Here is a 13,176-nt window from a genome sequence, read left to right on the forward strand (position 1 = left end):
CTCTAATAACTGACATCTATAATAATGGATACTCATCACAAATATCGTCACAGTAAACATAGCCCTAGTAAATACTATGCCTCAACCTAATCTCGTCATTCTTATTCACGGTCTGCATCAAGCGGCCTTTATTATGCGGCCACTGGCCAAACGCTTGCAGGCACGAGGGTTTGATACTCATCAATTTGGCTATCGCAGCATGCGCGACGATATCAAAACCAACAGTGCCCGCTTAAACACTTGGCTTGAGAGTCATCATCGCCCTGATCAGCCAATTGATCTGGTTGGTCATAGCTTAGGCGGGCTGATAATCCGCGATTTTGTCGCTCATTATCCGCAGTGGCAGATTGGACGCTGTGTGACTTTAGGTACGCCCCATTTGGGCAGCGTCAGTGGTGATTATAGTTGGCGATTAGCGCCTTTTATTGTCGGTAAATCATACAAGCAAGCTTTAGACGGCACAGTTGCGTCTTTGCCTGACGATATTGAGCTTGGTGTAATCGCTGGTAATAAAGCACAGGGATTAGGTCAGCCGATTTTGAGCTACCACAATCGTAAACGGCGTAAGGCTGATAGCGACATAGAAGACAAAAGCTTAGCTCATGACGGCACCGTATATGTCACTGAGACTCAGCTCGCCGGCGCTACTGACCATATCATCTTGCCCGTCACTCATACTGGCATGCTAATGAGTACAGAAGTCGCGCGGCAAGTGATTTGGTTTTTGGATCATGGGCGGTTTAAGCATATAGCGATTAACCTTTAACGCCCATACCTTGTTTAAGCTCAGCTTTATGCTCCTCAATCACAGGTATCAAAGTCTGCATCACCCACTCATGACGCCAACCTTGTAAGCCCTCTGGCAGATCAGCTAAGTCTTTCTCATAAGCAATGACTTCATATAGCTGATGCAGCCACTTTTTGCGCATTAATACATTCGCTGGTATACCGATTTTCTCTGCTTGTATCTGGGTTGCATGTTGAACGGCTTTTGACAACGCTTTGTTCTTGGAGCGATAAGGCGCAGGCAGTCTCGGCGGACGCTCGGCAGGCGCTAACTGCTGAGCCTGCTTAATCTCCTTGAGCAGCTCTTCACCATAGAGTCTGAGCATACTACGGTGCATAGTGGTCTTGTGCGCAAGCTCGCGCATAGATTTGGGCTTTTCAGTGATAATCTCGCGTACCGCTTGTTTTTTTATCACAAAGGTGCGCGGCTGATTGGTCGCACGCGCTAGCTGTTCACGCCAACTGGCCACCGCTTGCAGTATTGCCATTTGCTGCGTATCGTAGCGATAGTCCGCCATGGTTAAGTACATATCCTCATCAGCAACCTGCTGCGAGTCATACAGCTCTTGAGCATAGAGCTGACAATCCGCCCAGACATACTCGTACAGGCCTTGCTTTTTTAGCTCGTACTCTAAGCTCAAATATAGCGCTGGCAAAAAACGCACATCATCTATCGCGTACTGTTCTTGCTCATCAGATAGCGGCCGACGCAGCCAGTCGGACTGACTTTGCTCCTTATCAATATGCATATCTAGCTGATCATCGAGCGCTTGCTGGTAGCCCATCTGCAACTGACCGGTTAAATACGATAGCGCAATTTGCGTATCAAAGATGTTGGTCAACGGCGGGCAATCAGATAGTAAGTAAAAAATGCCTAAATCCTCGCCACAAGCGTGCCAAATGGCGACATCAACTGCGCTTAGCGCTTGCCAGACGTCCTGTAACTGTAACTGCGGGGCATCTAATAAATAGATATGCTCGCCTACGTTTATCTGCACCAAAGCCAAGCGCGGATAATAAGTATCGCGCTTGATAAACTCCGTATCCAGTGCCACCCGACCACAGCTTTTCAAAGCCTCAATGACGGGTGTCAATTGGGACTGCTCTTTGATCCAAGTTACCGGTAGCTCATCAGCGCTATCAAGTAAAGCATCAATATCAGGCTTTGTAGGCAAGGCGTTTGATGCAGAAATGGCTGGATTATCAAGCGGCTCTATAGTGTTATTATCAGTAGCTATATCATCTTGCGAAGTGGTTAGCGTTGTCAAAGAGGAGTTAGACACGGGCAGATACCTGCTTAAATTGAAAAGTTAATGAGCCGATTATAACAATATCGGCGTATTAATTGGGCGAGTGTCATTTATTTCAAAAATAAAAAACTAGGCATAACGCCTAGTCTACTGAGTCGTCAACGAATAAAAAAACGCTGCCTTTATAAAAAAGAGCGGTTTTGTAGCGCTTGGCCTAAAGTCATACTATCGAGATACTCAAGCTCACCGCCCATCGGCACCCCTTGTGCTAAGCGAGTGACCTTTTTAACATGGCGACTGGCCGCTTCACTAATAAAGTGCGCCGTCGTCTGCCCCTCTACCGTCGTGCCAGTCGCCAGTATCAGCTCATCTACCGGCTCGTCTTTGACCCGCCAGACCAGCTGATCGATATTGAGATCATCGGCGCTAATGCCATCGATAGGCGACAAGTGACCACCCAATACAAAGTACAATCCGCGATAGCCCGCCGTTTGCTCTATAGCCATCACATCGGCGGCAGTCTCGACCACACACAGCTGGGTATTATCACGTCTTGGGTCTTGGCACAGCGGGCAGATACTCTCATCACTGAAGCTATGACAGCGCTGACACTCCACAATCTCACGCATCGCTTCATCTAGAGCTTGTGCTAGCGCCATGCCTTGCGGGCGCTTTTTGCTCAGCAGATGCAGTGCCATACGCTGAGCACTTTTTTGACCGACACCAGGCAATACACGCAGCTGCTTGACTAGCTGATCGAATTTGGCAGTAAGCAAATTATTATCCTTTTGCAATTATAAAAACGGACGCTATAACTTAATCTCTAGTTATAAAAATGGGGTCGTATCGTTACGATAACAACCCCATCTATTGACTACTACAGTCAGTATTTATACGCTTTTTATGTTATTTAGCAATGAGTTATCGCTTAGAACATACCTTGCATACCTGGTGGTAGACCCATACCTGAGGTCGCGCCAGCCATTGTCTCTTCGTACAGATCATCAGCCTGACGAACAGCATCATTGATAGCGGCGGCGATTAGATCTTCGATCATATCAGGCTCATCTTCTAAAAGACTAGGGTCGATAGATAAACGCTTAACCACATGGCGACCGGTCATCGTCACTTTGACAAGGCCACTGCCCGCTTCTGCCTGCACTTCTTTATTGGCCAGCTCTTTTTTGGCGGTCTCAACATTGGCTTCGACTTTCTTTTGCATGGATTGTGCTTGTTGCATCAAGGCTTGAATATTCATAATACTCTCTTTGTCTTTGTAATCCGGGTGAATTTAGATAAAAATAAAACGTTAAGCTAATTATAGCGTTATCTTTATAAACTGTCTAAGCCGCGAGCCAAATCTTTGATAATATCTTCAGCATCCTCCAGCCCTACAGACAGTCGAATTAGGCTATCATTAACACCTGCCTCAGCGCGAGCCTCAGCAGTTAAGCGAAAGTGCGTCGTCGTCGCAGGGTGGGTGATTGTCGTCTTAGCATCACCTAGATTGTTGGTGATAGATATCATTTGTGTCGCATCTATCACTTGCCAAGCAGCGGCTTTGCCATCTTGCGTACCATTAGCAGAATCGGTCGCTTTGACTTCAAAACCCATAATCGCGCCATAAGCGTCTGCCATATGATGCTGGCGTGTTGCAAGCTTGTGCGCTGGGTGGTCTTTTAGCCCAGAGAAATGCACAGTGCTAACGTTTGGATGATTCAGCAAAAACTCAGCGACCTGATTGGCATTATGACAGTGAGCTTGCATACGCAGTTTGAGCGTCTCAAGACCTTTGGTAAATACCCAAGCGTTAAAAGGACTCATACTGATACCACCTGAGCGCACTACTGTGAACGCCTCCTGCATCAGCTTGTCGCTGCCGACTAAAGCGCCGCCTAATACGCGGCCCTGTCCATCTAGATATTTAGTCGCTGAGTGAATCACCACATCCGCGCCTAAGTCTAGCGGGCGCTGAATAGCAGGAGAGGCAAAACAGTTATCGACGACGAGCAATATGTCGTTCGCTTTACACAGCTCGCTTAAAAAGCCAATATCGCAAATTTGCGCTAGCGGGTTGCTCGGGCTTTCGCAGTAGATGAGCTTTGTATTTGGCTGCACGGCCGCGGCCCAAGCATCGTTGTCAAAGCAGTCAACGTAACTGACCTCGACGCCGAATTTAGCCATATAATTATTGAACAGTCCAATAGACGAGCCAAACAGCTGATTGGCTGCCAGCAAGTGATCGCCTGCTTTTAGGTAAGCCAAACACATAGTCAAAATAGCGCCCATGCCAGAGGCGGTGGCGACTGCGCGCTCGCCATTCTCAAGCGCAGCTAGGCGGCGCTCAAAGGTACGCACGCTTGGATTGGTATGGCGCGAATAGACATTACCCGTCTTAGTACCATTAAAATGTGCGGCGGCATCACTCGCCGACTCATAGACATAGGAGCTGGTGGTAAAGATAGCCTCAGAATGCTCACCTTCATCGGTGCGATGCTGTCCGGCACGTACGGCGACGGTTTGCATACCATAATCGAGGCTTAAATCTAAGGCATCTGAGCGCCAGTTACTATCTAAACCACTGTCGTTGTTACTATCTAAACCACTGTCGTTGCTATTTTGTTGTGCTGGCGATTGGCTCATAAGTATTCCGTAGTGAGGGTTGAGGCTGCAAGGAGAATCGATACTACTATTGGTAAACGTTTTAAACTGCACAATATCATATCATGACTGCGCTTTTCAGACACCTACTACGCTTTTTTTCGTCACTAGGCTCTAACTTTTGGTTATTCACCAGCCGCTGCTACGGATTAAAAAATTTAACGTATTTTTTATAGGCAGATACCTTTGTACCTGCTAAGCTTGGCAAAAATATTTGTGCGGATTGTTCCAACAATATATTTGCTAAGCAAAATATGATTATCTGTAGCGTCATACTAATACAGTGTTGATGTTGATATTAATACTGATGTTGCTGTTGTTACTGTTACTGTTACTGTTACTACGTATTACTATTAGTTAAAGCCGCGGTGTAGACCGCTCAGCCAATCTTTTGAGTGTATTGAGGCCATCTTATGATGTCGATGTTGGATGTTTATTCTAGTAAATTGACGATGAGCCTTACTCTTGGGTTGTCATTGAGTTTGGTTGGCTGTCAAAGCTTACCGCAGCAGCCGCACTTAGCACAGAGCAAAGAGCTCTCTGAGCGGGTTAATGCTATGTATACTAATAAGACAAAGGCTCAAGATGAGCCAATCACTCCAGATTCACGTTTGGACTCAGGTATGGAAGATAGCAACGTCAATACCGAAACTGATGATACCGCCAATGCCAATAATGATACTGACTTAGTCGCGACCATTAGTGAGCAAAATAAAATCCATCCTGATTTATCAGGGTATCATCCAATTGTCACAGGCGCCAATGCGTTTGCCTCTCGTAGCATATTGACCGATATGGCGACGCGCAACATCGACGCGCAATATTATATCTGGCATGATGATCAGGCCGGTCAACTGCTGCTAAAAGACTTATGGGAAGCGGCTGAGCGCGGCGTTATCGTGCGCTTATTGATAGACGACTTTAATAGCAGCGCCGCGCTTGATCAGCAGTTATTACGTTTTTCAAGCCACCCTAATACAGCGGTCAGAATTGTTAACCCTTTGATGCACCGTAAGTTTCAAGCGCTCAACTTCGTCACTGGTCTGCCTCGTATCAACCGGCGCATGCATAATAAAAGCATGACTTTTGATAAGCAAATCACTATCATCGGTGGCCGCAATATTGGTAACGAATATTTAAGTAATGATCAAAACAGTCAATTTGCTGATTTAGATGTGCTGCTTATTGGTAAAGTAGTCGCAGATATTGATAATAGCTTTGGCAGTTACTGGTCCGCGCCTATCTCTTACGATATCGAGACGTTAGTAACTTTAGATGAAGATGGGCCGACGGACTTTATCGAGGGACTCGATCAGCTCGGTACCAATGAGAAAAGTGATAACCAAAGCAGCTTATCGGTATATAAGTCAGCAATTGCGGACTCTTCTATCGATACTGATTTATTAAATAAGCGCATTCCTTTTCGCTGGACGGATATGCAGTTTTTGAGTGACGATGTCGGTAAGCTGACCACGTCTGTCCCCGCCGATACCAATCTAGTGCAGCAGCTACGTACCTTGCTTGGGCGCCCTGATAAAGAGCTGACCATCATCTCTTCTTACTTTGTTCCCACCAAAGATGGTGTCGATACGTTAGTAGAGCTGGCCGACTCTGGCATTGATATTAAGATACTGACCAACTCTTTTGATGCCACCGATGTAACCGCTGTACATTCTGGCTATAGCCAGTGGCGACCTAAGCTACTCAAATCCGGTATCAAGATATATGAGCTAAAATCTACTGCTAGTGAAGAGGATCGCGAAAACAAGCTGTGGAAAGCGCGCAGTCAGTCCTCAACTAGCTTGCATGCTAAGACCTTTGCTATTGATGATCATCAAGTCTTCATTGGTTCCTATAACGTCGATCCACGCTCAGCGAATATTAACACAGAGATGGGCGTTATCATCAATGACGATGAGCTGGCGCGGCAGCTGCATGAAGCGCTCAGTGACGACTTATTAAGCCAAGCTTATGAAGTCAAATTAACCGATGATAATCACTTGCAGTGGCACACTATGGAAAATGGTGAGAAAAAGGTCTATGAAGCTGAGCCGCGAGTGGACTTATCCGATCATATTTGGCTAACTATTATGTCGTGGTTACCTATCGATTGGCTGCTATAAATAAGCTTTAATCTAAAATAATGTACAACACCCTTTTATCTACCCTCTGTTTTATTTTCGCTCAATTTTAACTTTTTATTTATCGTCAACGGCCATTGTGATGGCCGTTGTAATGCTTTGCTTGTATATGGGAAAATAATCGACCATGCCTTCTCGCCCTCAATATGCGCTCATGTCTGGTAAAGATAAAAACATGGTGATTTTTGTCTGCTTGACGAGTGCTATCACTTTTTTTGACTTTTTGATCTACTTGTATATGGCAGATTATATCTCTTCTGCTTTTTTCCCAGCCAATATCGATTCTGGCATGACTCGCCTACAAGGGCTTGGATTATTTGCTGTCGGTTATTTGGCTCGTCCGCTTGGCGGCATTTTGTTTGGTCGCTATGGCGATATGAAGGGACGTAAGCCCTTATTGCTTATAAGTATGCTTGCAACCGCGCTTTGTATGGTAGGTATAGCAATACTACCGACTTATGCTCAGTGGGGCGTAATAGCCCCGAGCTTATTTATTATTTTGCGCCTAATACAGGGAATGGCGTTTGGCGTTTATGTGCCTTTGGCTTGGATTTATATTGCTGAGCAAGTCCCGCGCCAGTATCTGTCAGTGGCCTGTAGCTATGTGACAGCAAGCTTTTTTGTGGGCGTGTTATTTTCTAACGCTTTTTTTGTCTGGCTAAACGGCTCGATGACGCCTGTTCAGATGTTGGATTATGGCTGGCGTGTACCCTTTGCTGTCGCTGCTCTGCTAAGCTTCTTACCTCTACTGGCATGGCGCTTCATTAACGAATCACCGTTTTTTATTGAGATGCAAACCCGAAAACCTTTACGAGGCGTTAGGCAGCCGCTCACTTTATTATTTAAGTACTGCAAGCATTCTATCTTTTTGGGCCTCTTACTCAGCCTTATGATTGCTAGCATCACGACGGTAGTGGCTTTACTACTGCCAAGCCTGATCGAGTTAAGCTTTAGTTTAGATAATGATCTGTTTGTTTTTTCGCATAGTTTGGGCATTGTCTTTATGATTTTTGGCTGTGTCTTTTATGGCATTGTGTCCAACCACGAAAACTTTGGTAAAATTTTGGTTTTCGGATCAATTTTATTAATCGGCCAGATATTTGCCTTTTATTATCACCTGCAAACTGGCGGCGATTACATCTTGATTATGTACGCTCTACTTGGGTTTTTTGCTGGCATTGTAGGCATGATACCGGCTATTTTCGTACAGTTATTTCCGACTAATGTACGCCTGACAGGTCTCGCTTTGTCTTATAATGTGATGTATGCGATCGTGGGCGGCCTGCTGCCTTTTGCACTCGGTTATGCCACCTTTTATATCAGCATCTCGCCTGCTCTGTATATCGCTTTTATCGGTGCGATGAGTATTATGGTTGGTTTATATTTTTATCATCTACCAGAATCGAAACAACTGAACCGAGTGATTTAATAGCGCTATATACTTTGGCTGTGAATGATAAAGATGATGTCAACGCTACCATCGATTCGATTTGAAATAAATATAGTACTATTACGCAGGCCTCAATGTTTGATTAAAATAACCGTATCAAAATGAGTGCTGCGCCGGATAATATTCCCGACAACCTACTATATACCTAGTTAAAATCATACACATCGCTGCAATGCTTTAAAAATGCTTTAAAAAAGAGTTCTATAGTTATGATAGATATGACCAATAAACGCTTATCCGTTGCACCAATGATTGACTGGACAACGACCGATTATCGTTATTTTGCGCGCCTGTTTAATCCGCACGTTTATCTGTATACCGAGATGATCAGCACAGGAGCGCTCATATACGGGAACCGCGCGCGGCACTTGCGTTTTGATGAGCGCGAACATCCTATTGTTCTGCAACTTGGCGGCGCTGATAATGCGGATATGACCCAATGCGCCGAATTTGCTCAGCAGCATGGTTATGATGAAGTCAATATCAATGTGGGCTGCCCCTCTGATCGCGTGCAGCATAACAAGATAGGCGCTTGCCTGATGGCAGAGCCCGCTACGGTCGCAGATTTAGTCAAGCATATGCAAGCAGCGGTCGATATCCCAGTGACAGTCAAGCATCGCATCGGTATCGACGACTTTGATAGTTATGAGTTTATGAAAGAGTTCGTTGAAACTGTAGCAGCGGCAGGCTGTACTCGCTTTATCGTTCATGCGCGTACCGCTTGGCTACAAGGTCTGAGCCCCAAACAAAACCGCGAGATACCGCCACTGCGCTATGAGGATGTCTACCGGCTTAAGCAAGAGTTTACTGAGCTTGATATTGAGATTAATGGCGGTATCGAAAGCGTCGATGATATCGCAGAGCACTTAAAGTACATCGATGGGGTGATGATCGGCCGCGCTTTTTATCAAAACCCTTATTTGCTCGCAGAAGCGAATAGCTTATGGGGCGAGCCTGCACCAAAACGCTCTGATATCTTGGCTGAGATGTACCCTTACTTGCGTCAGCAGATCGAGCTTGGCGAAGCACTACCGACGATGGCGCGGCATTATTTGGGTCTTTTTCAAGGCTTAAGTGGCGCGCGCAGATGGCGACAGGCTTTGAGTGGTAAACCTAGCTTGACGATTGAGGATATTGAACGAGCTGCCACGGAAGTGCTCGCGCTAAATCCTGGAATTTAAGTAACGCTAAGTGCGCATAAGACCTTATCAGCTGATAAAAACTAACCTTAGCATTCGTTAAGCTAGAACCTAAATCAGTCATAAAAGCGCATCAAGTTAAGCAGCTAGCGCTAGATACTGCCACATCGCCAAGCCGTTATTAAAGATATGCAGCGCTATCGGCAAAAAAAGAGAACCTGATTTGTAGCGCGCATAACAAAATATTAAGGCGAGCACGACGATAGTGCTGATCTCATATAGCCCATACTGCAAGTGCATCACCGCGAACACTAAGCTGGTAATCAAACTTGCCATCAGTGCGCCGTGCGCTTCTGACTGTGCTAGACCTTCAGCTTTTGATAGCTCTGTTTTATCGAACTTTATGGCAAACTGCTCCTTGAGCGCAGACCAAATAACACCTCGAAACACGAGCTCTTCATAGATAGGCGCGATCACCACCATCGCAATGATTAACAGCCATACCGAGCTGACCGAATCATACAAAGGATCAACGAACAACGAAGGGGATTTATCCAACCAGTATGTCAGCGCTTGACTACCAATCATAAACAGTAATAGTAGACCAAAACTGCCGATAGCGACTTTTAGTGAGAACGACTTGAGCGCTAGATAATCACTAACTTGCGCGCCTTTTAAGCGAATAATAAGCGCTATTAAAATGCTCAAAAATACACCGCTAAAGACAATCGAGCTACTAACGATGGTGCCATTGCCGCTAGCAAAATAAAACAGGTCAGCTGCTGTTTGGGATTTAGTAGAAGGTAGTAATAGCTTGCCGGCGATATAGATACCTAATAGCTGACTACCAAAAAAAGCAAACACCATTGCCACCAGCAGTGCTAACGCTTCCCATAAAGAAAATAGCGGCGTTTTTGCTGTTTGCGGTATAGCGTCTAGTGAGTTTGCAGATTTCGACATAGATAAGAACTCAAAAAATAATAAGCGACGCCATTTTATAAAACAGCTTAAGTATTAAGATATACTGCTATTGAGACAGCTGCTGCTCAATGATATCAAGCACCAATGCTGATACGGACTCTGGGTGCTCAAGCGGGAACATATGACCGCCAGCATGCGTCTGAAAGTCTATCCCTAAACGCGCTTTGACTTGTTGGGGGAATTTACGTTTCAAAAATATACTCTCCTCACCAATGATGAGCTGAGCAGGCGGCTTAGGTCCTTCATTAGGAGTCAGCCAATACATGGATGGATTGGTTCGAAACACTGCCACCTCATTCTTTTTGGAGATCGCTAACGTTACTTTGCCATCAGCGCGCTCGTGTAAGCCGTGCTCGATATACCCCTGAAAGCTACGCTCATCAAAATTCTTAAAGAAGGTTTTATGACGCATTTGCTCATAAGCGTCATCACGGCTGTCCCAAACATCGCGGCGATGTTTTGAGATACCGGAAGGTGACATTTTGTCCATCAAGCGGTGGTTCATCATCGGCACTTTATCTAGCGTCTTTGCCACATGCATCAAAAAACTACTCCGCCCATATATCAGTGGCGGATCCATCAGCACGGCTTGATTAAAGTGTTTAGGCGCCCGGTACAGCGCTTGCAACGTACACAGCGCGCCCAAAGAGTGGCCAACTGCCACGACTTGTGTGACGCCATGACGCTTGCACGACTCTGCCACACTATCGATGACCTGTTGGGTCAGACTGCGCCAATTATTGTCTACCGGATAGCCGCTTGTCTCTCCTAGCATAGGGATATATTCAATCGTGAAAAACTCAGCAAGTCCGTCAAAAAAAGGCGCATAAACGGCGCTTGGCATGCCATTAGCATGCGCGAAATGCAGCACTGGCTTTTGGGTTAGCTTTGATACGGGCAAGGAGGCAAATCTCTGCGCCTTGTGGTCATTCTCATTCATGTAAGCTCTCTATTATTTTGATTATTAAAATATATTTATAGGATGGTGGATTACAAAGACTAAAACCAAACTTAGTTATAGCAAAAGGCTGAGCTATTTACTAGCTCAGCCCGGATACTGATAGAGTCAAAACTAAGTTAATATACAAACCCTTAGCGCATCTCAGCATTGCCTTCTTGCTGCCCTAATACATCAAGGTTAATACTTGAGCCGAGCCCTGCGCCTAATTTCACTGCAAAGCGATCCATAAATAACTGAAACGGGTCTACAGGACTGTAATTGACTACGTTATCAAGCTCAAGCTGCTTCTCTAAGCTTGTGATACTACCCTTTTTGTCTGCTAGCCCCAAAGCAATAGACTGCTCGCCGGTCCAAAACAGCCCTGAAAATAGTTTATTGGCTTCAGGGTCTTTGAGGCGATCGCCGCGACCTTCTTTTACTGCATTGATAAAGTGCTTATGAGTATTGGCTAACACCGATTCGACGTGCTGCTCTTCATAATCTGTCAGCGGCCGCGATAAGCTTAAGATATCTTTGTATTCGCCAGCAGTAATAGTGCGATCTTCCACCCCTACTTTGTCCATTAGTCCTTCGATATTGTAGCTTGGCATAATGACGCCGATAGAGCCGACTAGACTTGAAGGATTCACATAGATCTCATCAGCTGCAGAAGCAATATAATAAGCGCCAGAAGCACCAATATCACCGATGACGGCATAGAGCTTCTTATCAGGATACTCAGCGCGCAAATCTATCATCGTCTGCCAGATCTCATCTGATTGTACCGGCGAGCCGCCAGGAGAGTTAATATCTAAAGCCACGGCCTTCGAGTTGGGGTTTTCAAATGCGCGGGTCAAAGCTTCGTTCACATCATAAGCATTGGCAATATCGGCATTACTAATAACGCCTTGCAGCTCTACTACCGCCAAATGCGGTGAGCTGGTATCCATGCCTTCTAGCCCAGTAGGCGCTTTGGTGCTACAACCGCGGCTAAAAGTGAAGAATAATAATAAAATATAACCAAAGGTAAGCAGCTTAAAGAAGATACTCCAACGCCTTGAGCGGCGCTGCTCTTCAACACTAGCTAATAAGGTTTTTTCGATAAGACGCCATTCTTGTCCGCTGGGCTGATTGGCCGGTACTTGCTGCAGCGGTGCCGGCTGATTTGCCGAATTTTCAGGACGTTTATTAGGGTCTGGTGGCCAGTTGGGCATATAACTTCCTAGGTGAGATTGATCAAGAGCAAAATACAACTATAGTCAGTTCAAAATAAAGTCGATACGCTCAATATCAACGTGCAACTGGTATTAATTTTCCTTGCGTGCTGTGTCGTTGCAGCCAGAGGCTGCGCAAAATTATCCTAGATGCACTGCATCAATTTTAAAGTGATTTAACTATATCGTCTATAAAAGCGCGTCGAATTATAACTAATTAAGGGTTTGCTAAGTATGGTGACATTGTCACTGAGGTTCAATAGTAGAATGTGACCTTATTGCAGCATTTTGCAGCGATACTGTTATAGTCTGCCTAATGGTTTCGCTATTCACTGCCTATTGACTAGGGCGTGTTGAACATTCGACCATGGCACTGACAGAGACTATTTTTTAGGCGATTTGCAGATAAAAATGGTAAGTTTAGTCGTTCTAAGCGTCTATTTTTATCAATAAAGCGGCAAAAAAGAGTCCTGTCCCTGCAGGCTGATGCTAAAATCGCCCTAGTCGTTGCGACTGTTTAAATAAAATCAGCTAGCCAATGCAATCAGCATTACCTGCAATTTTAACGACGACTAGAACTATTTTAGCTATCAGCAGTGCGCATTTGTGAATGT

At 45.3% G+C, this 13,176-nt stretch carries 11 protein-coding genes; 4 read left to right on the top strand and 7 right to left on the bottom strand.

The annotated features are described in order from the left end of the window. Positions 1-76 precede the first annotated feature (76 nt). Positions 77-766: an alpha/beta fold hydrolase gene (locus W234_RS0113270; protein WP_025647348.1), complete on the top strand. Its 690-nt coding sequence runs from the start codon at positions 77-79 to the stop codon at positions 764-766. On the opposite strand, the gene W234_RS0113275 is transcribed toward W234_RS0113270, so the two are convergent. From W234_RS0113275 to W234_RS0113290, 4 genes are all read right to left on the bottom strand, one after another. After that, the gene (locus tag W234_RS0113275; protein ID WP_025647350.1) at positions 756-2,069 is read right to left on the bottom strand and encodes a ribonuclease D; all 1,314 of its coding nucleotides are present in this window, start codon (positions 2,067-2,069) and stop codon (positions 756-758) included. The two genes, W234_RS0113270 and W234_RS0113275, sit on opposite strands and share 11 nt — an antisense overlap. Positions 2,070-2,218: 149 nt before the next feature. Continuing rightward, the gene (recR, locus tag W234_RS0113280) at positions 2,219-2,812 is read right to left on the bottom strand and encodes a recombination mediator RecR (RefSeq protein WP_025647352.1); all 594 of its coding nucleotides are present in this window, start codon (positions 2,810-2,812) and stop codon (positions 2,219-2,221) included. A 152-nt stretch (positions 2,813-2,964) separates the two neighbouring features. Then, positions 2,965-3,294, bottom strand: a complete 330-nt coding sequence (locus W234_RS0113285) for a YbaB/EbfC family nucleoid-associated protein (protein ID WP_025647354.1) — start codon at positions 3,292-3,294, stop codon at positions 2,965-2,967. 74 nt (positions 3,295-3,368) lie between these two features. Then, a complete protein-coding gene (locus W234_RS0113290) occupies positions 3,369-4,562 on the bottom strand; it encodes an O-succinylhomoserine sulfhydrylase (protein ID WP_227501919.1) in 1,194 nt (397 codons plus the stop codon). Positions 4,563-5,119: 557 nt separating this feature from the next. On the opposite strand from W234_RS0113290, the gene W234_RS0113295 reads away from it, so the two are divergent. The 3 genes from W234_RS0113295 (at position 5,120) to dusA (ending at position 9,469) form a co-directional block, all read left to right on the top strand. Next, a complete protein-coding gene (locus tag W234_RS0113295) occupies positions 5,120-6,820 on the top strand; it encodes a phospholipase D-like domain-containing protein (protein ID WP_025647358.1) in 1,701 nt (566 codons plus the stop codon). 145 nt (positions 6,821-6,965) lie between these two features. Further along, entirely contained in the window at positions 6,966-8,267 is a 1,302-nt protein-coding gene (locus W234_RS0113300) for an MFS transporter (RefSeq protein ID WP_025647360.1), read from the top strand. A 230-nt stretch (positions 8,268-8,497) separates the two neighbouring features. Beyond that, positions 8,498-9,469, top strand: coding sequence for a tRNA dihydrouridine(20/20a) synthase DusA (dusA, locus tag W234_RS0113305; protein WP_025647362.1), 972 nt, complete (start codon positions 8,498-8,500; stop codon positions 9,467-9,469). Between the two features lie 96 nt (positions 9,470-9,565). Here dusA and W234_RS0113310 read toward each other — a convergent pair whose 3' ends face one another. The 3 genes from W234_RS0113310 to sppA form a co-directional block, all read right to left on the bottom strand. Continuing rightward, positions 9,566-10,387: a CPBP family intramembrane glutamic endopeptidase gene (locus W234_RS0113310; RefSeq protein WP_025647364.1), complete on the bottom strand. Its 822-nt coding sequence runs from the start codon at positions 10,385-10,387 to the stop codon at positions 9,566-9,568. A gap of 67 nt (positions 10,388-10,454) precedes the next feature. Next, positions 10,455-11,348 carry an alpha/beta fold hydrolase gene (locus W234_RS0113315; RefSeq protein ID WP_025647366.1) on the bottom strand — a complete coding sequence of 298 codons (894 nt, stop codon included), beginning with the start codon at positions 11,346-11,348 and terminating at the stop codon, positions 10,455-10,457. Positions 11,349-11,500: 152 nt separating this feature from the next. Further along, positions 11,501-12,562, bottom strand: coding sequence for a signal peptide peptidase SppA (gene sppA, locus W234_RS0113320; protein ID WP_025647368.1), 1,062 nt, complete (start codon positions 12,560-12,562; stop codon positions 11,501-11,503). Between the last annotated feature and the right edge of the window lie 614 nt (positions 12,563-13,176).

Source organism: Psychrobacter sp. TB15, assembly GCF_000511655.1.
GTDB classification, from domain to species: Bacteria; Pseudomonadota; Gammaproteobacteria; order Pseudomonadales; family Moraxellaceae; genus Psychrobacter; species Psychrobacter submarinus.